The following is a 25,926-nucleotide window of genomic DNA, read 5'->3' on the forward strand; positions in this document are numbered from 1 at the left end:
CCGGCGGCGCTTGCCCACCCACGCGGCGCGCGCGCCGCACATCAGGGGAGACGCAACATGTCCACGACGCCCGGCGGTTATCCGCCTCCAGTGGTGCGCGAACCGATCGACGCGGACCGCCTGCGCAGTCTGCGCACCCTCACGCATGTGCTCTACGGCCTCTACGCGTTCTACTGGCTCACCGGCGGCGTGACCGTGCTGGTCGCCATCATCATCAATTACCTCAAGCGCGACGAAGCGGCGGGCACGCCCTACGAGCAGCATTTCACCTGGCAGATCCGCACCTTCTGGCTCGGGCTGGCGGGGCATCTGATCGGTGTCGCGCTGTTTTTCGTGCTGATCGGCATTCCAATTTTGTGGGCTGTCGCGATCTGGACGTTGTACCGTATCATCAAAGGCTGGCTGTATCTGCATGACAGCAAGCCGCTGCGCGATCCGCGCGCGTGGGTGTGATCGGCGGGTTGTCGGGTCCGCGCATTTCGGGAGCATCATGAGCCAAAGTGACAGCCACGACCGCAGCACCTGTCTGTTCTGCAAGATCGCCGACGGGGCGATTCCGAGCACACGCGTCTACGAAGACGACGAATTCGTCGCTTTCCGGGACATCCGGCCCGCGGCGCAGACGCACGTGCTGGTGATCCCGCGCGAACATATCGCGACGCTCGCCGATTGCGGTGAAAAGGACGCACCGCTGCTTGGTAGAATGTTCGTGCTGGTGGCGCGTCTCGCGAAGGATCTCGGCGTGTCGTACACCGGCGGTGAAACCGGTTTTCGCACCGTCGTGAACACGGGGCCCGGCGGCGGTCAGGAGGTCTACCACCTGCACGCGCATTTGCTGGCCGGGCCGCGTCCGTGGCAACGCATGGGCTGAAGGCGCGCCGCGTGCATCACCGTTGAGTGACGCATGAGGCAGGCACGAAGCGCATTGAGCAGATAAAGCAACAAGGCCCGCTGAAAAAGGGTGGCATGCCATGCAGCCGCCACACCTCGCAGGCACTATTTACTATCGGACCGGTTTTTACGCAGCGCGCCTCGGCGCGCCAACGTTTTCACGCTGCGCACGAGGCGCGGCGCGGGGTTAAGGAGAGTTTTGATCATGGGTTCGTTGAGCATCTGGCATTGGCTGATTGTGTTGTTGATCGTGGCGCTCGTCTTCGGCACGAAGAAGCTGCGCAATATCGGCAGCGACCTCGGCGGTGCGGTCAAGGGTTTCAAGGAAGGCATGCGCGACGGTGAGGAAGCTCCCGACGCGGCCAAGCGCGAGCTGCCGAAGAACGGCGGCACGGTCGACGTCGACGCCAAGGACAAGACCTCGAGCAACGACCTCCGCTAAGCGCGGTGGTCGTCTGCTTGCCGTGTCTGTTTCGCTTTTTCCTGCTCCAAGGCTGACGGAAAGCTCCATTCATGCTTGATCTGGGTCTCACGAAGATGGCGCTGATCGGCGTCGTCGCGCTGGTCGTTCTCGGACCGGAGCGCCTGCCGCGCGTTGCGCGCACCGCAGGCGCGCTGTTCGGGCGCGCGCAGCGTTACATCAACGACGTCAAGGCCGAAGTCACGCGCGAGATCGAACTCGACGAACTGCGCCGCATGAAGGGCGAGTTCGAACAGGCTGCGCAGAACGTCGAGAAGAACGTTCACGAGAATCTGCGCCAGCACGAAACCGAGCTCAACGACGCCTGGAACCAGGGTACGAGCGTGTCGCCCAGCATCGCGGGCGGCGCGGACCCGGCTGCCGTCACGGCGCAAAGCGCGGTGTCCGGCACGTCCGGTAGCGCGGGTTTCGCCGACGGTTCGTCAGCCTCCACGTGGCGTTCCGGCGATGCCGGCGCGTCCACGGCGAAGCGCAAGAACTGGCGCGTGAAACAGACGGGCACGCCCGTGTGGTACAAACGCGCGACGCTGCGGCGCACGCGCGTGCAGTCGGGCGCGGCGCGCGTCGCGCAGCACACGCCGGCCAGCCTGCGCCGGCCCACGCGTTTCTTCTGACGCGCATTCACCGATTCCGATGCCGCAGCCGCATTCGAACTTCCCCATCTCCAACCCCCGAGGGCCGGTGTGAGCGACCCCCAGCAAAACCAGGGCGAGGGCACTGAAGAGACCTTCATCTCGCACCTCGTCGAACTCCGCGACCGTATCATCCGCGCGGGCATTGCCGTCATCGTCGTGTTCGTCGGGCTCGTCTACTGGGCGCCCGACATCTTCAGGCTGCTCGCGCGTCCGCTCATGCAGAACCTGCCGCGCGACGGCAAGATGATCGTCACCGACGTGACCGGCTCGTTCTTCGTGCCGATGAAAGTGACGATGCTCGTCGCCTTCGTGATCGCGCTGCCTGTCGTGCTTTATCAGATCTGGGCGTTCGTCGCGCCGGGGCTCTATCAGCACGAGAAGAAGCTGGTCGTGCCGCTGGTGGCGAGCAGCTACACGCTGTTCCTGTGCGGCATGGCGTTCGCGTACTTCGTGGTGTTTCCCACGATCTTCCGCGTGATGGCGCACTACAACGCGCCGCTCGGCGCGGAGATGACGACCGATATCGACAATTACCTGAGCTTCGTGCTCACGATGTTCATCGCGTTCGGCGTCACTTTCGAGGTGCCGATCATCGTCGTGCTGCTCGTGCGCATGCACGTGCTCACGGTGAAGAAGCTCAAGGAAATCCGTCCGTATGTGATCGTGGGCGCGTTCATCGTCGCCGCCGTGGTGACGCCGCCGGACGTGTTCTCGCAGCTGATTCTGGCGCTGCCGCTGATCATCCTCTACGAAGCGGGCATCATCGCGGCGCGCGTTTTCATCGGCACCGGCGAAAGGAAGACCGCCGACGAGAGCGAAGCGACAAGCTGACGTCGCGCGACATCCCCGCAGAACACAAAAGAAAAGGCCGCGAACGGTGACGTTCGCGGCCTTTGTGTTTGTAGCGCCGGGTTGCTTCGCTTGGGAGGCGAGGCCGCGCGTGCGGCTTTCGCCCGGCGAGTAGAACTTCAACCGCCTTCGTCGTCGCCTTCGCCGTCTTCGTTGGCGGGGTGCTTGGGCGGCGGCGGGCGCTTGCCGATCATCACGTCGAGGTCCATGTCCTTGTTCTTGCGCACGAGGTGGACCTTCGCGTCGGTGCCCGGCTTGATCTGCGCGATCACGTTGAGCAGGCGCGTGGTGTCGGTGATGGCCTCGCCGTTCACCGAAAGCAGGATGTCGCCCGGCTTGATGCCGGCCTTGTCGGCGGGGCCGCCTTGCAGCACGCCCGCGACGATCGCGCCCGACTTCTCGTTGATGCCGAACGATTCGGCGATCTCGGGCGTCAGGTCCTGCGGCTCCACGCCGATCCAGCCGCGCGTGACCGAACCGGTCGTGATGATGCTTTCCAGCACGCTGCGCGCCGTGGACACGGGAATCGCGAAGCCGATGCCGAGCGAGCCGCCCGAGCGCGAGTAGATGGCCGTGTTGATGCCGAGCAGATTGCCGCTCACGTCGACGAGCGCGCCGCCCGAGTTGCCGGGATTGATCGGCGCATCGGTCTGGATGAAGTTCTCGAACGTGTTGATGCCGAGGTGATTACGGCCCAGCGCGCTGATGATGCCCATCGTGACCGTCTGGCCCACGCCGAACGGATTGCCGATGGCTAGCACGACATCGCCCACGCGGGCCTGATCCATCCGGCCGAGCGTGATCGTGGGCAGGTTCGGCAGATTGATCTTGAGCACGGCCAGATCGGTTTCCGGGTCGATGCCGATCACCTTGGCGTTGGTGGTGCGGCCGTCGGAGAGCGCGATTTCAATCTGATCCGCGCCGTCGATCACGTGCTGGTTCGTTAGAATGTAACCGTCTGGACTGACAATGACGCCCGAACCGAGATTCGCCGCGGGCTGTTGCTGCTGCTTGCGGTTGTTGTTGCGATCGCCGAAGAAGTAGCGGAACAGCGGGTCGTTCTGGCGCGGATCGGGCGGCAGCGAGCCGTCCTTGCTGGAGAACACGTTGACGACCGCGGGCATGGCCTTCTGGGCGGCGTCCGCATAGGACCCCTGGCTGCCGCCGCCGCCGCCGATGCCCGGCGCCACTTCGCGTAGCGCGACGATGGGTTCGGCGAGCTGTTTGCCGAGTTGCCCCTGGTGCTGAAGCCACTGCGGCTTGAGCGTCGCGATGATGAACATCAACGCCAGCAGGACCGTCACCGCCTGGGCGAAGAACAGCCAAAAGCGTCTAAGCATCTGAAGATTAGAGGATTATATGGATCGGATCGAACTGGAATTGTATCTGAACAATCTTCTGGAAACCGGGCGGTTCAAGGACTACTGCCCCAATGGCCTGCAAGTGGAAGGGCGGCGGCGCGTGCAGAAGATCGCGACCGGCGTGACCGCCTCGCTGGCCTTTCTGGAAGCCGCGCTCGAGTGGGGCGCCGACGCCGTGCTGGTCCATCACGGCTACTTCTGGAAGAACGAGGCGCCGCAGATCACCGGCCGCAAATACCGCCGCCTGAAGACGCTGCTCGCGCACGACCTCAACCTGTTCGCCTTCCATCTGCCGCTCGACTGCCACCCGGAATTCGGCAATAACGCGCAGTTGGGCGCCAAACTCGGCTGGATCAGCGAACAACGCTTCGGCGAGCAGGATCTCGGCTGGATGGCGACGCTGCCCATGCCGATCACGCTCGCGCACTTCTCCGCGCAGGTCGAGCAGACGCTCGGGCGCGCGCCGCTCGTGCTCGGCGATCCCGACTGGCAGCTGCGCCGCGTGGCGTGGTGCACGGGCGCGGCGCAGAGCCTGTTCGACTCGGCCATCGACGCGGGCGCCGACGTGTTCCTCACCGGCGAAATCTCCGAGCCCACTTTTCACACCTCGGCGGAGAGCGGCGTGGCCTTCCTCGCGGCGGGCCACCATGCGACCGAGCGCTTCGGCGTGCAGGCCGTCGGTGCGCATCTGGCCGAAACATTCGATATCGATCATCTCTTTATCGACATCGACAATCCGGTTTAAGTATTCGGCCGTCTTTGCGCGCGGCGTCCGAATCGCGCGACGCCCGCGCGCGTCTCCCAGATCGCATGGATTTATTCACCGGGCATTTACAAGCCGAAAAGAAATGTGCCCTGATTTCTGGGGGAAAACCCCGATTTATCAAGGACTTCGGGCGCTTTTTCGAGATCGCCCCTTGTAAATGCCAACTCCATTCGCGCAAACTAGCGTTCGGCAGCATGCGGGTCATCAACGGCGTGACGGAAAAATCCAACTCAGAAGTGGGGCGATGTGATGCGAGACAAAGAAAATGACCGCGTCGATGGCAGCCGCCGTACCTGGCTGATTGCGACGTCCGTAGCAGGTGGCATAGGAGGCGTGGCCACTGTCGTACCTTTCGTAGGCTCGTTTGCACCATCCGAAAAAGCACGCGCCGCCGGCGCGCCCGTCGAAGTCGATATCAGCGGTTTGCAGCCCGGCTCGCTCATGACGGTCGCCTGGCGCGGCAAGCCCGTGTGGATCCTGAACCGCACCGACCGCATGCTGGCGGACTGCAAGAAGGCCGACGCCGAACTGGCCGATCCCGAATCCGAGCATCCGTTTTCCATTCCGATGCCGGACTACTGCAAGAACGAATACCGCTCGCGCGCCGAGCATCAGCACATTCTCGTGGCCGTCGCCGTGTGCACGCATCTGGGCTGCACGCCGACGCCGCGTTTCCAGGAAGGCCCGCAGCCGAACCTGCCCGATAGCTGGCCGGGCGGCTTCCTGTGTCCGTGTCACGGCTCCACCTACGATCTCGCCGGCCGCGTGTTCAAGAACAAGCCCGCGCCGCAGAACCTCGACATCCCCCGCTACATGTTCACGTCACCGACGCAGATCGTGATCGGCAAGGACGAAAAAGGAGAAGCGTGATGGCCACGGGACAAGAAAAACAGGTGGTGGAGACGACGGGCCTCGCAGGCTGGATCGACAAGCGCTTTCCGATGACCGCGACGTGGAAAGCCCACGTCTCCGAGTATTACGCGCCGAAGAACTTCAACTTCTGGTACTTCTTCGGCTCGCTCGCGCTGCTCGTGCTGGTGAACCAGATCGTCACGGGCATCTTCCTGACGATGAACTACAAGCCCGATTCGACGCTCGCGTTCGCCTCGGTCGAGTACATCATGCGCGAGGTGCCGTGGGGCTGGCTGATCCGCTACATGCACTCGACAGGCGCGTCGATGTTCTTCGTGGTCGTCTACCTGCACATGTTCCGCGGGCTGCTCTACGGTTCGTACCGCAAGCCGCGCGAACTCGTGTGGATCTTCGGCTGCGCGATCTTCCTGTGCCTGATGGCGGAAGCGTTCTTCGGCTATCTGCTGCCGTGGGGGCAGATGTCGTTCTGGGGCGCGCAGGTGATCGTGAACCTGTTCTCGGCGATTCCGTTCATCGGCCCGGATCTTTCGCTGTGGATTCGCGGCGACTACGTGGTGTCGGACGTCACGCTCAACCGCTTCTTCGCGTTCCACGTGATCGCGATTCCGCTCGTGCTGATCGGGCTGGTGGTGGCGCATGTCGTCGCACTGCACGAAGTGGGCTCGAACAACCCGGATGGCATCGAGATCAAGGACAAAAAGGACGCGAACGGCATTCCGCTCGACGGCATCCCGTTCCATCCGTACTACTCGGTGCACGACTTCATGGGTGTGTGCATCTTCCTGATGATCTTCGCGGCGATCATCTTCTTCGCGCCGGAAATGGGCGGCTACTTCCTCGAAGCGAACAACTTCGTGCCGGCCAACCCGCTGCAGACGCCGCCCGAGATCGCGCCGGTCTGGTACTTCACGGCGTTCTACGCGATGCTGCGCGCCACGACCGACCCGTTCAAGATCGTGCTGATGATCGTGATCGGACTGCTCGGCCTGTTCGCGCTGGTGCGCGCGCGCGGCAAATGGCGCGCGGGGCTGCCGGTGCTGGCGGTGCTCGTGATTCTGGCGATGGCCTTCACCGAGTCGAAATTCTGGGGCGTGGTGGTGATGGGCACGGCGGTGATCTCGCTCTTTTTCCTGCCGTGGCTCGACCGCGCGCCGGTGAAGTCGATCCGCTACCGGCCGTTCTTCCACAAGGTGTTCCTCGGGATTTTCGTGGCGGCCTTCCTCACACTGGGCTTTCTCGGCACCCGGCCGCCATCGCCGGCGGCCACGCTGATCGCGCAGGTGTGCGCGCTGATCTACTTCGCGTTCTTCCTCGGCATGCCGTTCTGGACGCCGCTTGGCACGTTCAAGCAGCCGCCCGAACGCGTGCGGTTCAAGCCCCATTAACTTGCGAGCGAGGAAGACATGACGATGGCATCTCTCTTTTCGACGCTCGCGCGGGCGCGCAATCTGCTGCGCAACGTTCAGCGCGGTGCTCAACAGCGCGTGCGGCGCGGCGTCGCGACGCTCGCGATGGCGTGCGGCCTGGCGGTGGGTTTGGGGTTTGGGGTCGGAACGGTAGCGGCGCAGGAAAACATTCCGCTCGACCGCGCACCCGATAACGGCGAAAATCTTGCTTCGCTGCAACATGGCGCGCAATTGTTTGTAAACTATTGCCTGAACTGCCACAGTGCGAATCTGATGCGCTACAGCCGGTTGCAGGATCTCGGCATTCCGCAGAAGCAAATCGAAGATAATCTCTTGTTCACGACGGACAAGGTCGGCAACACGATGTCCATCGCCATGCGCCCGGACGACGCCAAGGCGTGGTTCGGGGTGGCGCCGCCGGACCTCTCCGTCGAAGCGCGCGCGAAAGGGCGCGACTGGCTGTATACGTATCTGCGCAGCTTCTACCGCGACGACACGCGTCCGACCGGCTGGAACAACATGGTGTTCGAGAACGTGAGCATGCCGCACGTGCTCTGGGAATTGCAGGGCGTGCGCACCGCGAAGTTCGAAGACACGGTGGACGAGGAATCCGGGGAAAAAGTCCGCCGCTTTGTGGGGTACCAACAGGTCTCGCCGGGGAAGCTCTCGCCGGTGGATTATGATTCTGCCGTGGCCGACCTGGTGGCTTACCTCGGCTGGATGTCCGAACCGGAGCAGAAAACCCGCAAGCAGCTCGGCGTCTGGGTGCTGCTGTTCCTCGGCGTCCTGAGCTTTTTCGCGTGGCGACTGAACGCCGCGTACTGGAAAGATATCAAATAGGCACGTTCTGACCGACGTGGGGCCGGTGTCACGAAACACCGTCTGACGGCCGCTAGGCCTCAGGCGGTGTTTTTGCCCGTCGGCCTTTTGGGTTTATTGAGGAAATGTAAATCATGATGGTTCTGTACTCCGGCACTACCTGCCCGTTCTCCCAGCGTTGCCGGCTGGTGTTGTTCGAAAAGGGCATGGACTTCGAAATCCGCGACGTCGACCTGTTCAACAAACCGGAAGACATCGCCGTGATGAATCCGTATGGTCAGGTGCCGATTCTGGTCGAGCGCGACCTGATTCTGTACGAGTCGAACATCATCAACGAGTACATCGACGAGCGCTTCCCGCATCCGCAGCTGATGCCGGCCGATCCGGTCCAGCGCGCCCGCGCGCGTCTGTTCCTGCTCAACTTCGAGAAGGAACTGTTCGTGCACGTCAGCACGCTCGAAAACGAGAAGGGCAAGGCCGCCGAGAAGAATCACGAGAAGGCGCGCCTCGCGATCCGCGACCGCCTTACGCAGCTCGCGCCGATCTTCCTGAAGAACAAGTACATGCTCGGCGAAGAGTTCTCGATGCTCGACGTCGCGATCGCGCCGCTGCTGTGGCGTCTCGATCACTACGGCATCGAACTCTCGAAGAACGCCGCGCCGCTGATGAAGTACGCCGAGCGTATCTTCAGCCGTCCGGCCTACATCGAAGCGCTGACGCCGTCGGAAAAGGTGATGCGCCGCTAAGGCGGCCGTCGCCGTTGCAAACCGGAGGCGGCGCGCTGCTCGCGGGTGGGCCGCCTCGTCAGAGGACTGTTGATGCAAGAGATTTCCACCAAGCCGTATCTGCTGCGCGCGCTGTACGAGTGGTGCACGGACAACGGCTTCACGCCGCATATCGCGGTGCGGGTCGACAACCGCACGCGGGTGCCGCGCCAGTTCGTGCGCGACGGCGAGATCGTGCTGAACATCAGCTTCGAGGCCACGAGCCAGTTGCAGATGGGCAATGAGATGATCGAGTTTCACGCGCGTTTTTCCGGCAAGTCGCACAAGATCGAAGTGCCGGTGTCGAACGTGCTGGCGATCTACGCGCGCGAGAACGGCCAGGGCATGGCGTTCCCGGTCGAAGCGCCGCCGGGCGACGCGAACGACGTGCTGCCTTCGGCTCAGGACGAGCATGAGGACACGGCTGCGCCCGCAGTGGTGCCCACGGCCGGTCCGACGGCGGTGCCGAGCGTGGCGCCTGCTGCCGTGCAGAGCGAGACCGACGAGTCCGCCGTGTCCGCGAAGACCGGCAAGGGCGATTCCGGCGACGACGGTGCTGCAAAGGGCGGTAAGGGTCACCTCAAGATCGTGAAATGAAGTAGAATCACGGGCTACGCCGGCTTAGCTCATCTGGTAGAGCAGTTGATTTGTAATCATCAGGTGGCGGGTTCGAGTCCTGCAGCCGGCACCAAAACAGTTCGAGAAAGGGTTACAGCGCATCAGCTGTAGCCCTTTTTCTTTTTCAGGCGCGGTGTTGCGTGGTGGTGCCGCGTTTGCTCGCGCCGCGTCCGTCGCCTTCGATCAGCGCGATCTCGTCTTCCTCCAGCCCATACGCCGCGTAAAGCGCGCGGTCGATCTCGCGCATGAGCGCCTCGCTGCGTGATGCGTGATCACCAGACCGCAGCGCATCGAGTAATCGATCCACGCACTTCACCACGTCCGCACGCGCGCTCGCGTCGCGCGGGACCGGAATCGCATCGATCATCAGTTTGGTGAAGGCCACGCCGCCGTTGTAGCTCGATGCGCCAAATCGCGCGCGCGTGACGAAGGCCGCGAGCGGGCCGTTCAGCACCGCTGCCGCGAACTTGAGGAGGGTGTCGTCGTCCGCGCGCAGGATCAGCGTGGTCTTGCCGGGGATCGTGTCACCGGCGAGGTCGAGCGTGGCGTCGAGATGCGTGAGCCCCTTCACGATCACTTTCTTCGCCGCGGCCTTCTCACGATACCGATTCGCGTACGCCGCCTCGAAGCGCGCGCGTCCGACGACGGGTTCAGCGTAACGCTGGCCGAGATAGGTCATCGGCTTCACGCCCCAGCGCGAGACGTAGCGCCCGAGCGTGCCGGTATTCACGACGCGATAGTGATCGCGCGCATCGAAGGCGCCGCGCGCTTCCTCGATGCACGGCGCGAGCCGATAGGCATCGGCGGTCGCGCACGCGTTTTCGCAGGCGATCAACTCACCGAGCGTCGCATGCGCGCGCGCGAGCCGCTGCACGAACGCGTAGTGCGGCGAGAGCAGCGCGTCGAGCGTCCACGGCGCTTCGAGGTCGCGCTTCGGTGCAAGGGTGAGCGGCGTCAGCCCAGCTTGATCGAGACGCGATGTTTCGATCTTCTCGCAGCCCGACCGCCGATACACCGTCACGATCGCATCGACCAGCGCGTGCTCGAACACGCCGCGGCCCAGCGTGACGATGCGCTCGATCATGTCGAGATGGCGCGTGCGGAACGCCGCGCCGAACGGCTTCGCGAGCCACTTGTCGGGCGTGAGAAACGCCATCGTGCCGTGCGGCGCCGTGAGCGCGAGGCCGAGTTCCATGAACACGATGTAGAGATCCCAGTTGCCGCGCGCGCTCGGCCAGCGTCGCGCCAGCTGCTCGCGCAGCGCGCGCTGGCCTTCGTTGATCATGCGCTCGGAGTCGACGTAGGGCGGGTTGGCGAGCACGGCGTCGAAGCCCGCGAACGCGCCGCGTGCGTCGCATAGCGCGGGAAACTCGGTGCGCCAGTCGAAGGCTTGCGTGGTGTCGTGGTCGGTGGGATGGTCGTCGACGCGGCTCAGCACCGCATTGCCTTGCCGAAGATTGGTGGCGAGGTTCGGCAGCGTCGCGAAGCGGCCCGCGTCGTCGTAAGCGGCGTGCGCGAGCAGTTCGAACGCGAGCCGCCGCCGCGCCATGCCGAGCGCGTCGGCGTCGATATCCACGCCGAACAGATTCTGCTCGACGATCGCGCGTTTCTCGCGATAGAGCGCGGCGTCGATACGGCGCTGTTGCTCGCGGCTGGGCGCGCCGCCGTGCGGGAGCGTCACGCTAAGCCGGTCGTTCACGACTTCGATGCGCAGGCCCGCGAGCGCGTGGTCGGGCGCGTCGTCGAAGAGGTGCAGACGCGCTTTCAGCACGATCAATTCGTCGAGCGCCGAGACGAGCAGATGCCCCGTGCCGATCGCCGGATCGCACACGCGCAGCGAAGCCAGCAGCGCGCGCGCTTCGTCGCGGCGATCATCTTTGTCGATTTGTTCGGATAACTGATCGAGCGTCGCGCAGCGCCAGCCATTGAGCAGCGTGAATCGCCCGAGCGCCGCGCCCGTGACGGCCTCGCGCGCCAGCATCATGGCGACGCGGCCCGGCGTGTACCACGCGCCGTCGCGATAGCCGTTGAGCTTTTCGAAGACGAGGCCGAGCGTGGCCGTGTCGATGCGTTGTCGATGCGGCGGCTGGCTGGCGTTCGTCGGTGTGCCTGCATCGAAGCCGAATTCGAATGCGTCGAGGAAATCGAGCAGATAGGTGACGGTGTTGCGCGCGTGCGATGCGGGCGCGGAATCCAGCGCGGTTGCTTCGAATGGGGCGAGCGGGGCGTCGTCCGCGAGCGCGGCGAGGCCGATGCCGAGCGCCGCGAGGTCGGCGGACTCGAACATCGCGCCATCGAAACGCGGCAGGTGCGGATGGCCTTCGCCGTTGCCGAACACGTCGTGGCAGAGCGCGCCGAGTTGCGCGAACGTGCCGATGCGCGCGCTGCGCAGAAACGCATACGCGCGGTCGCCCTCGTGCAGCGCGAGCAGGCGCGCTTCGAGCAGCTTGAGGAACACGAGGCGGCCAAGCCACGCGATGCACAGCCGCAGCGCCGTGCGGAAGGTCTGCGAAGTTTGCGGGATGTCGCGCGAGTCGATGGCCGCGAGCGCCAGTTCGATCAGCGCGCCCGGCTGGCGCTGTGCGCCGTCGCGCCGCGCCACCACGGTCTTGCCCGCCGCCGCGCTTTCCTGCAGTCCGGCGATATGCAGCAGTTCGGCGTAGAAGTCCGCATCGAGCCCGGGCTTCGCGTGGTGGTTCTTCGCGCGCCGTGCGCTTGATGCGCCCTGTGCGCTCGGTGAACTGGCGGCGCGTCTCGGTGGGTTGGTCTCGGACATGTTCTCGTTGTGGCGCGAGGCACCGTTGCGCGGATCGGCGCTCATTGTACTGGCGGCTATTGGCGCTGAGCGAGGAACTGTCCTGTGCCTTCCGGCCTATGCCGTTCGGCCTATGTCTTCTGGCCGAGTCGACGGATACGCGGCGCTGCGCGATGATGCCTCCATGCCCGCGCGGCGCCCGCACGGCTGTATTTTCGGGCGCACGGCGCGGAACGCGGCCGCGCGCTCTGCTATATGATGGCGCGCGTCTTGCGCCGCCGCGTTGCGGCGCGCCTTAAAGCATTCGAATCCTATGACCGACTTTCCCACCTTGAGCTGGCCCGACACGGACGGCCCGCGCACCGTCCGCTGGCGTTCGGAGGCGGGCGCACCCGCGCCGAAGCGCGTGGTGATCGCCGACGACCGCACCACGGCCGACGACGCCTACCGGCTCGCCTGCGAAGGCACCGCGCTGCTCTGGTACGGCGACTTTCAGAACGCGCGGCAACTGCTGCAGGCCATGGCGCGCCGCGCCGAACGCAAGCCGAAGAAGGGTGCGCCCAAGCCGCCGGCCACGCCGCTCGAAGCATTCCATCTGCATCGCCAGGCGCAGGCGCAGCGTGCGCGCACGCTCGGCATGGTGCTGCTGCCGCTCGAAGGCGACTACGGCATCGCGCTGCGCCGCGCGCCCGACGTGAAGCTCGCGTGCGAGGAAGCGTGGGGCGCGCCCGATGGCGAGCCGTCGGCGGTGTCGCTGCGCGAATTGCTCGGGCTGATCGGTGCGCATGAATGGCGCAAGAAGGGCGTGCCGATTCCCGCGCTCGACGGGGCGCATGTGCATCCGTACTACGGCGTGTTCTCGCCGGTGCGCGGGGAGTACCTCGATCTGATCGCGCGCGTGCCGCTGCCGTCGGTCGAGAAGGCGTTCGACATCGGCACCGGGACCGGCGTGATCGCGGCGGTGCTCGCCGCGCGCGGCGTCAAGCAGATCGTCGCGACCGATCAGGACGCCCGCGCGCTCGCCTGCGCGCGTGAGAACCTGGAGCGGCTGGGCCACGGTGAGCGCGTCGAGGTGGTCGAGGCGGATCTGTTCCCGCCGGGGCGCGCGCCGCTGGTGGTCTGCAATCCGCCGTGGGTGCCGGCGCGACCGGCGTCGCCCATCGAATATGCGGTGTTCGATCCAGACAGCCGCATGCTGCGCGGCTTCCTCGGCGGTCTCAAGGATCATCTGGAGCCGGGCGGCGAAGGCTGGCTGATCCTCTCCGATTTCGCCGAGCATCTGGGTTTGCGCACGCGCGAGGCGCTCGTGGAAATGATCGTCGAGGCGGGGCTGGAAGTGGCGGGGCGCGAAGACATTCGTCCGCGTCACCCGAAGGCGAGCGATCCGAACGATCCGCTGTATCGTGCGCGCGCGGCGGAGATCACGTCGCTGTGGCGCCTGAAAGTGCGCAAGGCATGATGCGCCGCGCGCGGTTTCGCCAATTCATTCGGAAGCCACGATGAATGAAAGGGCCGAAACAGCACGAGCGCGAAGACAAAAGCCGGCGATGAGCCTTCGCGTGACGCGAACGGCTCGTACAGGGTGACGATGCGTCGGCGCATCGGCGCGGCGGCCGATCTCCAGCGCACGTCGCGCCGCGCGGCCCGCCTGTATGCCGGGCCGTGAAAACGCCGCGCGTTCGCCTGCTTTCCGGTGGTGTTGGCGGTCGTCGCTAACCTGGATACGCCTCGTCGACGGCCAGGCCGGCGAGCTTGAAGATCACGCGTAAAGTCTGGGGTTTGATGTCGCGCCGCGCAGCGAGCGCCGACATCACGAAATCGAGCACTTTGGCGTATTTCAGCAGGATCAGGCAATTCTCGAGATCTGCCGCGCCGTCGCGCATCTCTTCGGCCAGGCGCAGCATCTCGACCGAGATGTCACGCGCCATTTCGAGCTCCAACTGCTGCTTTTCCGTCCACTCGGGCACTTCAACGAGTCTGGCAAGCAGTTCCTGGAATTTTTGCTCAGCGTTACCGTCGGGTATTGTGTTCATTGCATGCCCCATGCAAGGTCGCGCAGCGCCGTGCGTCTTTGCCCAGCGGGGATCTGCGTCATACCTGATTTATCGCTGCCGGCGGACCCGGAGCGACCTCCCATGCGCGCACATCCGGTACTTTGCCGGTCGGTCGCGCCCCAAAAATGGTCCTTTCTGGACATCGGCGGCCTGAGGCTCACCGTGTCTGTTTTAATCAACCCCTCCCTGTCGTCCGGACGTGGGTCAGCGTGACGGACGCTCCAACCATATGACGAATGGGCCGCTATCAGGTTCGCGGCCTCGTGCTGCTTTTTCCGTAAAATGACAGATCTATTTGCGTCGCTCTGTCGGTTGCCGCACGTTTCGCGGTTAATGACGCTTCTCATCTTTTTTTGTCCCGATGTCCAGCAAGACCTACGAAATCCGTCCGAATCAGTCGATCGAGCTTCTTAAGGAGCTCCATATCCTGACGCGCGACGGCAAGATGAACCAGGACAGCCGCCGCAAGCTGAAGCAGGTCTATCACTTGTTCCAGTTCATCGAGCCGCTGCTCAACGACCTCAAGCAGGATGGCCGCGACGTCACGCTCGTCGATCACGGTGCGGGCAAGTCCTACTTGGGATTCATTCTGTACGACCTGTTCTTCAAGGGTCTGTGCGACAACTCGCGCATCTTCGGTATCGAAACGCGCGACGAACTCGTGCAGCGCTCGGAGGAACTGGCGGCGCGGCTCGGCTTCAAGGGGATGTCGTTTCTGAATCTCTCGGTGGCCGACTCGATCACGTCGACGCAACTGCCGCCCACGGTCGATATCGTCACGGCGCTGCACGCCTGCGATACCGCCACCGACGACGCGCTGCGTTTCGCGCTCAAGAAGCACGCGCGCCATATCGTCGTGGTGCCGTGCTGTCAGGCTGAAGTGGCGGGCGTGCTTCGCCGCAACAAGGGCAAGTCGCTCGGCCAGGCGCTCACGGAGGTCTGGCGTCATCCGCTGCATACGCGCGAGTTCGGCAGCCAGATCACCAACGTGCTGCGCTGCCTGCAACTGGAGGCGCACGGCTATCAGGTGAGCGTGACGGAGCTGGTGGGCTGGGAGCACTCGATGAAGAACGAGCTCATCGTGGCGCAGTACAAGAATCTGCCGCGCCGCCGCCCGGCGGAGCGCCTCAACGAACTGCTCGACACCTTCGGGATTGCCGAGCTGCGCGAGCGTTTCTTCGTCGATGAGGGCGCGGCGTCGGCCAAGGAAGCCGCCGAGGAAGTGTGAGCGTGGCGTGTGGCGCGCGGCCAGAGTTTGACGGGCCGCTGCGCACGCTCAGGCGATCATGACGATCGCTGTTTGATCGGCAGGACGCCTTACTGGTCGTCGCGCTGGCTCATCCACGCGCGCCAGCCTTCGAGGCCCAGGCGGCGCATCGTTTCCTGATTGCGCTCGTAGATGTCGGCGGCGTCCGGGAATGCGTCCGCGGCGCGCTCGATGCTCGCCTCGCGCAAGAGATGCAGGATCGGATAGGGCGCGCGGTTCGTGTAGTTCTCGATGTCCTCGGGCTCGGTGCCCTCGAACTGATACTGCGGATGGAAGCTCGCGATCTGCAACTCGCCGTCGAGTCGCAACTGGCCGAGCAGCAAGTCGGCGAAATGAAGCGCGTCGTTGTAGTCGAGGAAATCGGCGAGCGCGTGCGGCAGGATCAGCAGCGTCGTGTCGATGTCCTCCGGGCTGCTATCCGCGAGCGTGCGCAGTTCGGTTTCGAGATCGGTTAGCACACCTTCCAGATCGGTCGCTTCGCTGATCGCGTAACGGATCTGGCCCTTCACATGCACGCTTTTCGCGAACGGGCAGAGATTCAGCCCGATCACCGCGCGCGTGAGCCAGTGGCGCGTGGCGTCGAGAATGGCGGCGTGCTCGGGATGCGCCGTGTCGGGCGTGGCGGGGATGTTCGGTGTATCGGTCATCGCGGCATTTTACCGGTGCGGTTTGCGCGCCCGCTGCGGCGAACGGCGCGCCATAAATGGATGTCGCGAAATCAGGCGGCGGACCCGCATGCCGCTTCGATCAACAGTTTCGCCATGCGCGGCGCCGCCTGAATCGGGCCGCAGCCGGGGCCGTAGGTCTGGCTCGCGGCGTAGACGCCCTCGATCAGCAGCGCCAGTTCGTTCGCGAGCGACGCGGCGTTGGCCGCGCCCGCCGCTTGCGCCAGCTCGGTGAGGCGCGCCATCAGCCGCGTCTTGTTGTCGGCCACGCTGTGGCGCGCGGGATGCGCCGGGTCGGGAAACTCGGCCGCGACGTTCACGAACGGACAGCCGCGATAGTCGGGCGCCGACGCGCGCGCCGCCAGATCCTCGAACGCCTGCATCAACTGCTTCGCCGGTTCGCCCGGATGCTTCGCGACGCTCGCCTCGAAGCGCTCGAAAAAGCGCACGTCGCAGCGCTTCAGATACGCGACCACCAGATCGTCCTTCGACGAAAATTGCCGGTACAGACTCATCTTGTTCACGCCTGCGCGCTCGACCACGGCTTCGACGCCCACGGCGCGCACGCCTTCGCGATAGAACAGTTCGTCGGCGGCGGCGAGCAGATGCTCCTGGGCGCGCGGCCCGGCCGTCTGGGTGCGCGCGCGGCCCGCACGCGCGGCGGCTTTGCCGGGCGCGGTGGCGGCGGGTGCGGTCGGATCTTCGTGGCGCGTGGACATGGCAGGACATCTCGTCGTCAGGGACATGCTTGACATGTTACCGAGCGGTCACTACTATCGCAACACACTTGTGACCGAGCGGTAACAATCCGTTCGATCGACAAGACTCGGATCAAGCAGGCAGATCAAGCAGGCGAATCAAGCAGGTCAACGAACGTGGAGCAGCACGGATGAACTGGGCAGCGAGGTGGGTCGGCGGGCGTTTCCATTATGGATGGCTCGTGGTGGCGGTGGTGTTCCTGGTGCTGCTGGCGGCAGCCGGCACGCGCGCGACGCCGAGCGTGATGATGGTGCCGCTCGAGCATCAGTTCGGCTGGAGCCGGGCGACGATCTCGCTGGCGATTTCGGTGAACATCGCGCTTTACGGGCTGATGGGGCCGTTCGCGGCGGCGGCGATGCAGCGCTTCGGCGTAAGACCGACGCTGCTGGCGGCGCTTGCCACGATGGGAGCGGGCGTCGCGCTTTCCTCGCTGATGACGCATCCGTGGCAGATGATCCTGATCTGGGGCGTGATGGTGGGCGGCTCGACCGGCGTGGCGGCGCTGTCGCTGTCGGCGACGGTCGTCACGCGCTGGTTCACCACGCATCGCGGGCTCGCGATGGGCATTCTCACGGCGAGTTCGGCCACGGGTCAGCTCGTGTTCCTGCCGTTCCTCGCGGCGATCGCTCAAAAGCACGGCTGGCAGCTCGTCGTGCTGGTGGTCGCGGCGGCCGCCGCCGTGGTGCTGCCGCTGGTCGCGTTCCTGTTGCCCGAGCGGCCGGCCAGCCTCAAGCTGCGTCCGTTCGGCGAGGAGCCCGATGCGCCCGTCGCGCCGCCCGCGCCCCAGCAGAATCCGATCAAGCTGGCGTTCGGCGCGCTCGCATCGGCGAGCCGCACGCGCGACTTCTGGCTGCTGTTCTTCAGCTTCTTTATTTGTGGCGCGAGCACCAACGGCTACGTGGGCACGCACCTGATCGCCATGTGCGGCGACTACGGCATGACGGAAGTGCAGGGCGCGTCGCTGCTCGCGACGATGGGCATTTTCGATCTGTTCGGCACGACGCTCTCGGGCTGGCTCTCGGACCGCTTCAACAGCCGCGTGCTGCTGTTCTGGTACTACGGCCTGCGCGGGCTCTCGCTGATCTATCTGCCGCACGCGTTCGGTATCGACTTCTTCGGTCTGCCGATCTTCGCGGTTTTCTACGGACTCGACTGGATCGCCACCGTGCCGCCGACCGTGCGCCTCGCCACCGATGTGTTCGGCAAGGAGCGCGCGCCGATCATCTTCGGCTGGGTGGTCGCGGGCCATCAACTGGGCGCGGCGTTCGCGGCGTTTGGCGCGGGGCTGCTGCGTTCGAGCCTCGGCACTTACACGGTGGCGTCGATGATTTCGGGCGGCTTGTGCCTGATCGCCTCGTTCCTCGTGCTGCGCATCAACCGCGCGCCGCGCACGGCGGGTGCGCAGACGGCCTGATGCAGACGGCCTGAGTTCGCGCGGCGGCGCTCGCCCGATTGCACTCGCGGATTGCACTCGCCCGATTGCGCGAAGCCGACATCCGAAGTGACCGCGAAGGCGGCTGCATCCGCGCCGCCTTCGCCGTTTCAGCGCGTTTCACGCGGCGCGGGTATGCTGTGAGCCCCGGGCGAGCGCCCGCACACCAAGGACACATCAGGCATGACGAAGCAAAAACCCGCACCGACAGCCGTGCCCATCCACGAACTGATCGCAGGCCGCTGGAGCCCGCGCGCCTATTCGAACGAGCCGGTTTCGCGCGAGCAACTGCACGCGGTCATCGAAGCCGCGCGCTGGGCGCCGTCGGGCTACAACCTGCAACCGTGGCGCTTCATCGTGTTCGACCGCACGGCCGACGAGCCGGCGTTCAAGCGCGCCTTCGCGACGCTCGTGCCCTTCAACCAGCAGTGGAACGCGCCGGCGCCCGTGCTGGTCGCGGTGACGGCGCAGACGCTCAACGCCAAGGGTGAGGTGAACCGCACGGCGCAGTACGACGCGGGTGCGGCGGCCATGTCGCTGGTGTTGCAGGCGCATGCGCTCGGTCTCGCCGCGCACCAGATGAGCGGCTTCGACGTGAATGCGTTCCGCAAGGAATTCGGCCTGCCGAACGACGTGGAGCCGCTGGCGATCATCTCGATCGGCCATTACGGCGACGCCGAGAAGCTCGATCCGGTGCTGCGCGACCGCGAGAAGGCGGAGCGCACGCGCGCGAGCGTCGGCGATATCGCTTACGCGAACGCCTGGAAGCAGCCGTTCAAGGGCTGAGCAACGCAGAGCCGGCTGGCCTGCCAGGCCGCGCTGGCCTCCGTTCTGGCTCCTTGCAGGGCAAATCGCGCGGCGCTGGCCGCGCGTTTTATTTGCGGGGCCGCACCCCGTCCCTGCGGTTGCTCCGCGCCGCGTTTTCGTGATACAAAGCCGGTCCTCCCAGCCTTCCGTAATGCCGCGTGCGACGTGCCGCGCGGCGTTGCCATGACCCCCGCCATGAGCCCCGCCTTGACCGCCTCCCCGCATCCAGCCTCGAATCCCGCTTCGAAATCCGCGTCGAATTCCGCGTCGAATCCCTTCTGCGCGATCGACTTCGGCACCTCCAATTCGGCCGTGGCCTTGCCGGGCGCCGCGCCGGGCGATGCGATGCGCCTCGCGCCGGTCGAAGGCGCGCACACCACGCTGCCGACCTCGGTGTTCTTCAACACCGACGAGCACACGCGCGAGTTTGGCCGCGCGGCGCTGGCGGCTTACATCGACGGCTTCGACGGGCGCCTGATGCGCTCGATGAAAAGCATTCTCGGCTCGCCGCTCGCGGAGAGCACGACCGATCTCGGCGACGGCAGCGCGATCCGCTACACGGAAATCATCGGGATCTTCCTCGATCACCTCAAACGCAGCGCCGAACGCTGCGCGGGCGCGAGCCTCACGCGCGCGGTGCTGGGCCGCCCGGTGTTTTTCGTCGACGAAGATCCGCGTGCCGACAAGCTCGCGCAGGATCAGCTCGAAGCGGCGGCGCGCGCGGTGGGCTTCAAGGAAATCGAGTTCCAGTACGAGCCGATCGCGGCGGCATTCGACTACGAGTCGCGTCTGACGGAAGAGGGGCTGGTGCTGGTGGCCGACATCGGCGGCGGTACGTCGGACTTTTCGCTCGTGCGCGTAGGACCGCAGCGCATGACGCGCCTCGCCCGCAAGGACGACGTGCTCGCGCATCACGGCGTGCACGTGGCCGGCACGGACTTCGACCGCCGCGTCGAACTGGCGACGATCCTGCGGGAGCTCGGCTATCAGTCGCTCGACCCGGAAGGCCGCGAGGTGCCGAACCGCGTCTATTTCGATCTGGCGACCTGGCACCTGATCAACACGGTGTACACGCCCAAGCGCGCCGCCGAACTCAAGCTCATGCGCCATCTGTACCGCGACGCCGCGCACCACGATCGCCTGATGCGCGTGGTCGACTGGCGTCTCGGGCACGCGCTGGCGGCGCATGCGGAGGAAGCGAAGATCGGCGTGTCGGCGGGCGGCCAGACGATGATCGATCTGGAGCAGGTGGAAACCGACCTGCGCCTCGCCTTCGACGACGCGCAACTGGTGGAAGCGGGCCGCGAGGAAACGCGCCGCATCGTGGAAGCCGCGCGCGAGACCGTGCAGGCCGCGGGCGTGGCGCCGGGCGCCGTGAACGCGCTGTATTTCACGGGCGGCTCGACGGGTCTGCTGTTCTTGACCCAGGCGCTCGCCGACGCATTCCCGCACGCGCAGCCGGTATTCGGCGACCGCCTCGCCAGCGTGGCGACGGGGCTGGGCATTCACGCGCAGCGCCTGTTCGCCTGAAGCCGCTTAAAACAACAGCAATAACAAAAGCGACAGGCGACAAAAAACCCCACCTTCAGGAAGAAGCATGGGGTTTTTCTGTAAGCTTGCCAGCCAGGGCCGAGGTTAGAGCCCTGACGGTCGAAGACGGTATTTAGACCGGCTTGATGTTGGCAGCTTGCTTGCCCTTCGGGCCGGTACGCACTTCGAATTGAACCTTTTGGTTCTCTTGCAGCGTCTTGAAGCCGTCAACCTTGATTTCCGAGAAGTGCGCGAACAGGTCTTCGCCGCCGCCGTCCGGAGTGATAAAGCCAAAGCCCTTAGCGTCATTGAACCACTTGACGGTACCGGTTTCCATATTACTTTCCTAAAAATGAATGAAGGCCGAAGCCACAGAGAGGTGCACGAAAATCAAGGAAGGGGTATGGGACCAGCCGGAGTACCGTTGATGGGCGAACTACGAAAGACCTATTCACACTCGCCGCTTGAAATCCTGCTCGATCTTTATACGGCTAATTCCCTGCCAGGTCAACCGGGACCCAGGGTAACTCCATAGATATTTGAGGCAGGGTCGAAACAAAGCCTTACAAAGCTTGCTAAGTTGCTGTTTTTTTTGTAGTGCGCTCAGTTTTTTAGCGCCTTTTGGCAGTGCAACCGTTAAACTACGCGCCGCGCATGAGTTGCGCCTTCGGGTGCAATCGACCGCGCGCAGGTGCGACCGCCGCTGGAACCCCGCCCGCACAACAGACGGGGCACGCGGTGTCGAACTGCTCTTGATACAGGAGAAGACGTGAAAAGTTCTATTCAACGGAACATCGGCCCGTTCGCGCTGATGTTCACCGGCCTCGGGTCGATTATCGGTTCGGGCTGGCTGTTCGGCGCATGGAAGGCGGCGAAAATTGCCGGCCCCGCAGCCGTCTGCGCCTGGGTGATCGGTGCCGTGGTTATTCTGGCCATCGCGCTCACCTACGCCGAACTCGGTGCGATGTTCCCGGAGTCGGGCGGCATGGTGCGCTACGCGCGCTACTCGCACGGCGCGCTCGTGGGCTTCATCAGCGCCTGGGCGAACTGGATCGCCATCGTCTCGGTGATTCCGATCGAAGCTGAAGCTTCCATTCAATACATGAGCACGTGGCCCTATCCGTGGGCGCACTCGCTGTTCGTCGATGGGTCATTAACGCATTCCGGGCTGGGCCTCTCGGCGCTGCTCGTGATCGTGTACTTCATGCTCAACTATTGGGGCGTGAAGCTGTTCGCGCGCGCCAATAGCGCCATCACGATCTTCAAGTTCATCATCCCGGGTCTGACGATCATCGGCCTGATGATGACGGGTTTCCACCACGAGAACTTCGGCGAGGCGAGCACGTTCGCGCCTTACGGCTGGTCGGCGGTGTTCACGGCGGTCGCGACGAGCGGCATCGTGTTCGCGTTCAACGGCTTCCAGAGCCCGATCAACCTCGCGGGCGAAGCGCGTAATCCGTCGAAGAGCATCCCGTTCGCGGTGATCGGCTCGATCGTCTGCGCACTCGTGATCTACGTGCTGCTGCAGGTTGCTTACATCGGCGCGGTCGATCCGTCCGACGTGGCGAAGGGCTGGAACACGTTCAACTTCAAGTCGCCGTTCGCGGAACTCGCGATCGCGCTGAACCTGAACTGGCTGGCGATCCTGCTGTACGTCGACGCATTCGTGAGCCCGAGCGGCACCGGCACGACCTACATGGCGACGACCTCGCGCATGATCTACGCAATGGAGCGCAACAACACGATGCCGTCGATCTTCGGCAACGTGCACCCGTTCTACGGCGTGCCGCGCCCGGCGATGTGGTTCAACCTGGCCGTGTCGTTCATCTTCATGTTCTTCTTCCGCGGCTGGAGCTCGCTGGCAGCGGTGATCTCGGTTGCGACTGTGATCTCGTACCTCACGGGCCCGATCAGCCTGATGGCGCTCAAGCGCGCGGCATCGGACATCGAGCGCCCGCTGTCGGTGCCGTTCATGAAGGTGATCGCGCCGTTCGCGTTCGTCTGCGCATCGATGATCCTGTACTGGGCGAAGTGGCCGCTGACGGGCGAAATCATCCTGCTGATGATCGTCGCGCTGCCGGTGTACTTCTACTTCCAGGCGAAGCAAGGCTTCGGCGGTTGGGGCGCGGATCTGAAGGCCGCATGGTGGCTGTGCGCCTACCTGCCGACGATGGCCGTGCTCTCGCTGATCGGCTCGAAGCAGTTCGGCGGCCACGACCTGATTCCCTACGGCTGGGACATGCTGGTCGTCGCGATCATCTCGCTGGGTTTCTACTTCTGGGGCGTGAACTCGGGTTACCGCACGCCGTATCTGGAAGAGCGCAAGGAACACGACGAAGTGCTCGAAGGCATCGGCGCACACTGAGTGATGCTCCGGCCGCTGTTCGCAGCGGCAGCCTGAAAAAGCAATAAACGAAGCAGAAAAAGCCCGCCTGAAGCGATTCAGGCGGGCTTTTTTACGTCTGGCGTGTCTGGCAGTTTTACTGCGCCGTGGCCGAGCCGAACACGTAGTTCGTCATTGCCAGCGCGCGCTGGTAGGTGCCGAGCGACTGCACGCCGAGCGTGTAGTCGTCGTCGGCGGCGCCGAGCGCGGAGAACACCGGCAGCAGATGCTCGTCGGTCGGGTGCATCAGCACCGCATGCGGCGCCTTCGCGCGATAGTCGAGCAGCGCGTCGATGTCGCGGGCGGCGAGATGCGACTCGAACCAGTCGGTGAATTCGGCGACGCGCGGATCGGCATCCTCGGGGCGCGCCGAAAAGTCGGCCTGACGCAGGTTATGCGTGATCTGGCCCGAACCGACCACCATCACGCCTTCGTCGCGCAACTCGCGCAGCGCGCGGCCGAGCGCGAAGTGATACGCGGCGTCGGCGCGCGGCTGGATCGACAACTGGGCGACGGGCACGTCGGCGTTCGGGAACATCAGCAGCATCGGCACCCAGGCGCCGTGGTCGAGGCCGTGCGCTTCCTCGTCGACCTCGACGCCCTGCGCGCGCAGCAGCGCCGCCGCGCGTTGCGCGGTCTCGGGCGCGCCGGGCGCCGGGTACTGGATCTCGTAGAGCGCGCGCGGAAAGCCGTAGAAGTCGTGGATGGTCTCGGGCTGCGTCGCGGTGCTGACGGCCGGGCGCTGCGTGTACCAGTGCGCCGAGAGCATCAGGATCGACTCGGGGCGCGGCAGATGTTCGGCCAGCTTGACGAAGCCTTCGCGCGGCATCGACGGGTCGATCGGCAAAGTGGGCGCGCCATGCGACAGGAAAAGCGTGGGAGTGCGGGTGGTCATGATCGTGAGCCGCGCGAGGCGGCCGGAAAAGTTCGCGTTACGATCAATATAAGACCCAACTCTCGCGAATTAAATGTGCGGCAAGCGAATTGATTGTGTCGCCGATGTTGATAATCGACGGGGCACGAACACAGCGCTAAAAGCTTAGTCGCCGGTGGTGCGCAGCCCAGGCCACGCGGGCGCGAGCGCCGGTCCGAGCGCGAACAGGTCGAGCACGCGCGCGACCGTGTGATCGACCATCTCGTCGATCGATGCAGGCTGGTTGTAGAAGGCCGGTAGCGGCGGAAAGATCACGCCGCCCATCTCCGTCACCGCCGTCATGTTGCGCAGATGCGCGAGGTTGAACGGTGTTTCGCGCACCAGCAGCACGAGGCGGCGGCGCTCCTTGAGCGTGACGTCGGCGGCGCGCGCGATCAGGTTGTCCGAGAGGCCGTGGGCGACGCTCGCGAGCGTCTTCATCGAGCAGGGCGCGACGATCATGCCGTCGGTCGCGAACGAACCCGAGGCGATCGTGGCACCCACGTCGCGCACCGAGTGCACGACATCCGCGCGCGCGTGCAGGTCCTCTTTGCTCAGCTGCAACTCGTGCTGGATGTTGAGCCAGCCCGCCGCCGAGATCAGCAGATGCGATTCGACGCCGCCCAGACGCCGCAGCGTTTCCAGAATGCGCACGCCGTAAATCGCGCCCGTGGCACCCGTGATCGCGACGATCAGACGGCGGGGAACAGTGGCGGTGGGGAGGGCGTTCACGAGGGAGATCGGCGAAAAAGGCGGGGGAATCTGAGGGAATCCGCGAAGAAGGCGGAAAAGCGCGCCGGCCCGAAAGACCTCAAACCGGCGCGGAACAACGGGCGCAGGGCGCGCCGCCGTTCCGTGGCAAAGCGATTCGGGGGCTTAAGCCGCCGTGAACAGCTGTTGCAGTTCGCCGTTCTGGTACATCTCCATCATGATGTCCGAACCGCCGATGAATTCGCCCTTCACGTAGAGCTGCGGAATCGTGGGCCAGTTCGAGAATTCCTTGATGCCCTGGCGGACTTCGTCGTCCTCGAGCACGTTGACGGTCTTGAACTGATCGACGCCGCAGGCTTTCAGGATCTGCACCGCGCGGCCCGAGAAGCCGCACATCGGAAACTGCGCGTTGCCCTTCATGAAAAGGACGACGGCGTTTTCGTCGACGATCTGCTTGATGCGCTGTTGGGTGTCCATGTCTGACCTTGGGATTGAGTGATGCGGAATACGTTGATTGCAGAGTGAAATGATAGCGGATTTCGCCGGCGCGAGCCGGGCGCGCTCGGCGTGGCTATGCGCGGATCGGGCTGCCGAAGCGCCCGCCGCTGATGCGTTCGATGCCCGCGAGGTCCTGCTCCGAGCGCACGTCCGCGAAGCCGCGCGCGTCGAGCAGCGCGCGCACCGCGGCGGCCTGGTCGTAGCCGTGTTCCATCCAGAGCGCGCCGCCCGCGACGAGTCGTTCCGGCGCGCCGTCGACGATCGCGCGCAGGCACGAGAGGCCGTCGGCCTCGTCGGTGAGCGCGCCGCGCGGCTCGAAGCGCAGGTCGCCCTGGTCGAGATGCGGATCGCCGTTCGCGATATAGGGCGGATTGCTCACGATGACCTCGAAGCGCAGCGCGGCGTCGAGCGTGTCGTACCAGCTGCCTGCGACGAAGGTGAGCGCGCCGCCGGGACGACGCGCGTCGAGCAGCTTCGCGGCGTTGCGCGCGGCCACGGCGAGTGCGGCTTCCGAGCGGTCGACGGCCCAGACGCGCGCGTCGGGCCGCGCCGAGGCGATCGCCACCGCAATCGCGCCGCTGCCCGTGCCGAGGTCGAGCACGCGCGGCTGCGCGATGCCTTCGAGCGCGGCCAGCGCGGTTTCGACCAGCAGTTCGGTTTCGGGGCGCGGGATCAGCACGTCGGGCGTG

28 protein-coding genes and 1 tRNA gene are annotated in these 25,926 nt (G+C 65.0%); 19 read left to right on the forward strand and 10 right to left on the reverse strand.

What is annotated here, in order from left to right:
- Positions 1-57: 57 nt before the first annotated feature.
- The 5 genes from LDO54_RS17715 to tatC all read left to right on the forward strand — a co-directional run bounded on the left by LDO54_RS17715 (position 58) and on the right by tatC (position 2,838).
- Positions 58-453 (forward strand): DUF4870 family protein, encoded by a 396-nt coding sequence (locus LDO54_RS17715; RefSeq protein WP_224011989.1) that lies wholly within the window; start codon positions 58-60, stop codon positions 451-453.
- Between the two features lie 37 nt (positions 454-490).
- Positions 491-871 carry a histidine triad nucleotide-binding protein gene (locus LDO54_RS17720; protein ID WP_224011990.1) on the forward strand — a complete coding sequence of 127 codons (381 nt, stop codon included), beginning with the start codon at positions 491-493 and terminating at the stop codon, positions 869-871.
- 225 nt (positions 872-1,096) lie between these two features.
- Positions 1,097-1,333 (forward strand): Sec-independent protein translocase subunit TatA, encoded by a 237-nt coding sequence (gene tatA / locus LDO54_RS17725; protein WP_224011991.1) that lies wholly within the window; start codon positions 1,097-1,099, stop codon positions 1,331-1,333.
- A 71-nt stretch (positions 1,334-1,404) separates the two neighbouring features.
- Complete coding sequence (tatB, locus tag LDO54_RS17730; protein ID WP_224011992.1) at positions 1,405-1,986, forward strand: Sec-independent protein translocase protein TatB; 582 nt, start codon at positions 1,405-1,407, stop codon at positions 1,984-1,986.
- Between the two features lie 69 nt (positions 1,987-2,055).
- A complete protein-coding gene (tatC, locus tag LDO54_RS17735; RefSeq protein ID WP_224011993.1) occupies positions 2,056-2,838 on the forward strand; it encodes a twin-arginine translocase subunit TatC in 783 nt (260 codons plus the stop codon).
- A 137-nt stretch (positions 2,839-2,975) separates the two neighbouring features.
- Here tatC and LDO54_RS17740 read toward each other — a convergent pair whose 3' ends face one another.
- Entirely contained in the window at positions 2,976-4,196 is a 1,221-nt protein-coding gene (locus LDO54_RS17740) for a Do family serine endopeptidase (protein WP_224011994.1), read from the reverse strand.
- A gap of 19 nt (positions 4,197-4,215) precedes the next feature.
- On the opposite strand from LDO54_RS17740, the gene LDO54_RS17745 reads away from it, so the two are divergent.
- The 8 genes from LDO54_RS17745 to LDO54_RS17780 all read left to right on the forward strand — a co-directional run bounded on the left by LDO54_RS17745 (position 4,216) and on the right by LDO54_RS17780 (position 9,536).
- On the forward strand, positions 4,216-4,962 hold the full coding sequence (locus tag LDO54_RS17745; protein ID WP_224011995.1) for a Nif3-like dinuclear metal center hexameric protein: 747 nt from the start codon (positions 4,216-4,218) through the stop codon (positions 4,960-4,962).
- A 65-nt stretch (positions 4,963-5,027) separates the two neighbouring features.
- On the forward strand, positions 5,028-5,252 hold the full coding sequence (locus tag LDO54_RS17750) for a hypothetical protein (RefSeq protein ID WP_224011996.1): 225 nt from the start codon (positions 5,028-5,030) through the stop codon (positions 5,250-5,252).
- Positions 5,233-5,853, forward strand: coding sequence for a ubiquinol-cytochrome c reductase iron-sulfur subunit (gene petA / locus LDO54_RS17755; RefSeq protein ID WP_224011997.1), 621 nt, complete (start codon positions 5,233-5,235; stop codon positions 5,851-5,853). The genes LDO54_RS17750 and petA overlap by 20 nt, the downstream gene beginning before the upstream one ends.
- Entirely contained in the window at positions 5,853-7,241 is a 1,389-nt protein-coding gene (locus LDO54_RS17760; protein ID WP_224011998.1) for a cytochrome b, read from the forward strand. The genes petA and LDO54_RS17760 overlap by 1 nt, the downstream gene beginning before the upstream one ends.
- Before the next feature lie 99 nt (positions 7,242-7,340).
- The gene (locus LDO54_RS17765) at positions 7,341-8,102 is read left to right on the forward strand and encodes a cytochrome c1 (RefSeq protein ID WP_436975614.1); all 762 of its coding nucleotides are present in this window, start codon (positions 7,341-7,343) and stop codon (positions 8,100-8,102) included.
- A 113-nt stretch (positions 8,103-8,215) separates the two neighbouring features.
- Positions 8,216-8,827, forward strand: coding sequence for a glutathione S-transferase N-terminal domain-containing protein (locus LDO54_RS17770; protein ID WP_027797364.1), 612 nt, complete (start codon positions 8,216-8,218; stop codon positions 8,825-8,827).
- Between the two features lie 72 nt (positions 8,828-8,899).
- Positions 8,900-9,442: a ClpXP protease specificity-enhancing factor gene (locus LDO54_RS17775; protein WP_224011999.1), complete on the forward strand. Its 543-nt coding sequence runs from the start codon at positions 8,900-8,902 to the stop codon at positions 9,440-9,442.
- 18 nt (positions 9,443-9,460) lie between these two features.
- Positions 9,461-9,536 (forward strand) — tRNA-Thr (locus LDO54_RS17780).
- Positions 9,537-9,587: 51 nt separating this feature from the next.
- Here LDO54_RS17780 and LDO54_RS17785 read toward each other — a convergent pair.
- Positions 9,588-12,239 carry a type IIG restriction enzyme/methyltransferase gene (locus LDO54_RS17785; RefSeq protein WP_224012000.1) on the reverse strand — a complete coding sequence of 884 codons (2,652 nt, stop codon included), beginning with the start codon at positions 12,237-12,239 and terminating at the stop codon, positions 9,588-9,590.
- 292 nt (positions 12,240-12,531) lie between these two features.
- On the opposite strand from LDO54_RS17785, the gene LDO54_RS17790 reads away from it, so the two are divergent.
- Positions 12,532-13,677 (forward strand): methyltransferase, encoded by a 1,146-nt coding sequence (locus LDO54_RS17790; protein WP_224012001.1) that lies wholly within the window; start codon positions 12,532-12,534, stop codon positions 13,675-13,677.
- Between the two features lie 253 nt (positions 13,678-13,930).
- Here the strand turns inward: LDO54_RS17790 and LDO54_RS17795 are convergent, their stop codons facing one another.
- Complete coding sequence (locus LDO54_RS17795; protein WP_065062658.1) at positions 13,931-14,251, reverse strand: DNA-binding protein; 321 nt, start codon at positions 14,249-14,251, stop codon at positions 13,931-13,933.
- 382 nt (positions 14,252-14,633) lie between these two features.
- Between LDO54_RS17795 and LDO54_RS17800 the strand changes: the two genes are divergently transcribed.
- Positions 14,634-15,500 carry a class I SAM-dependent methyltransferase gene (locus LDO54_RS17800; protein ID WP_224012002.1) on the forward strand — a complete coding sequence of 289 codons (867 nt, stop codon included), beginning with the start codon at positions 14,634-14,636 and terminating at the stop codon, positions 15,498-15,500.
- Between the two features lie 89 nt (positions 15,501-15,589).
- Here the strand turns inward: LDO54_RS17800 and LDO54_RS17805 are convergent, their stop codons facing one another.
- Together LDO54_RS17805 and LDO54_RS17810 are read right to left on the reverse strand one after the other, a co-directional pair.
- Positions 15,590-16,186 carry a DUF1415 domain-containing protein gene (locus LDO54_RS17805; RefSeq protein ID WP_224012003.1) on the reverse strand — a complete coding sequence of 199 codons (597 nt, stop codon included), beginning with the start codon at positions 16,184-16,186 and terminating at the stop codon, positions 15,590-15,592.
- 71 nt (positions 16,187-16,257) lie between these two features.
- Positions 16,258-16,923, reverse strand: coding sequence for a TetR/AcrR family transcriptional regulator (locus LDO54_RS17810; protein WP_224012004.1), 666 nt, complete (start codon positions 16,921-16,923; stop codon positions 16,258-16,260).
- Positions 16,924-17,093: 170 nt separating this feature from the next.
- Here LDO54_RS17810 and LDO54_RS17815 point away from each other — a divergent pair, with 170 nt between their 5' ends.
- The 3 genes from LDO54_RS17815 to LDO54_RS17825 all read left to right on the forward strand — a co-directional run bounded on the left by LDO54_RS17815 (position 17,094) and on the right by LDO54_RS17825 (position 20,732).
- Entirely contained in the window at positions 17,094-18,377 is a 1,284-nt protein-coding gene (locus LDO54_RS17815) for an MFS transporter (RefSeq protein ID WP_224012005.1), read from the forward strand.
- A 201-nt stretch (positions 18,378-18,578) separates the two neighbouring features.
- Entirely contained in the window at positions 18,579-19,181 is a 603-nt protein-coding gene (locus LDO54_RS17820; RefSeq protein WP_224012006.1) for a nitroreductase family protein, read from the forward strand.
- A gap of 216 nt (positions 19,182-19,397) precedes the next feature.
- A complete protein-coding gene (locus LDO54_RS17825; protein WP_224012007.1) occupies positions 19,398-20,732 on the forward strand; it encodes an Hsp70 family protein in 1,335 nt (444 codons plus the stop codon).
- A gap of 133 nt (positions 20,733-20,865) precedes the next feature.
- Here LDO54_RS17825 and LDO54_RS17830 read toward each other — a convergent pair whose 3' ends face one another.
- Positions 20,866-21,069 (reverse strand): cold-shock protein, encoded by a 204-nt coding sequence (locus tag LDO54_RS17830; RefSeq protein WP_027797379.1) that lies wholly within the window; start codon positions 21,067-21,069, stop codon positions 20,866-20,868.
- Positions 21,070-21,501: 432 nt separating this feature from the next.
- Here LDO54_RS17830 and LDO54_RS17835 point away from each other — a divergent pair, with 432 nt between their 5' ends.
- Entirely contained in the window at positions 21,502-23,097 is a 1,596-nt protein-coding gene (locus LDO54_RS17835; RefSeq protein ID WP_224012008.1) for an APC family permease, read from the forward strand.
- Positions 23,098-23,212: 115 nt separating this feature from the next.
- Here LDO54_RS17835 and LDO54_RS17840 read toward each other — a convergent pair whose 3' ends face one another.
- The 4 genes from LDO54_RS17840 to prmC form a co-directional block, all read right to left on the reverse strand.
- Complete coding sequence (locus LDO54_RS17840; RefSeq protein ID WP_224012009.1) at positions 23,213-24,010, reverse strand: DODA-type extradiol aromatic ring-opening family dioxygenase; 798 nt, start codon at positions 24,008-24,010, stop codon at positions 23,213-23,215.
- Positions 24,011-24,154: 144 nt separating this feature from the next.
- Positions 24,155-24,760: a UbiX family flavin prenyltransferase gene (locus tag LDO54_RS17845; protein WP_224012010.1), complete on the reverse strand. Its 606-nt coding sequence runs from the start codon at positions 24,758-24,760 to the stop codon at positions 24,155-24,157.
- A 144-nt stretch (positions 24,761-24,904) separates the two neighbouring features.
- On the reverse strand, positions 24,905-25,216 hold the full coding sequence (gene grxD, locus LDO54_RS17850; RefSeq protein WP_224012011.1) for a Grx4 family monothiol glutaredoxin: 312 nt from the start codon (positions 25,214-25,216) through the stop codon (positions 24,905-24,907).
- Between the two features lie 94 nt (positions 25,217-25,310).
- Positions 25,311-25,926, reverse strand: a 616-nt coding sequence (gene prmC / locus LDO54_RS17855) for a peptide chain release factor N(5)-glutamine methyltransferase (RefSeq protein ID WP_224012012.1), incomplete at its 5' end; no start/stop codon positions are given.

Source organism: Paraburkholderia tropica, assembly GCF_914484835.1.
GTDB lineage: Bacteria > Pseudomonadota > Gammaproteobacteria > Burkholderiales > Burkholderiaceae > Paraburkholderia > Paraburkholderia tropica_A.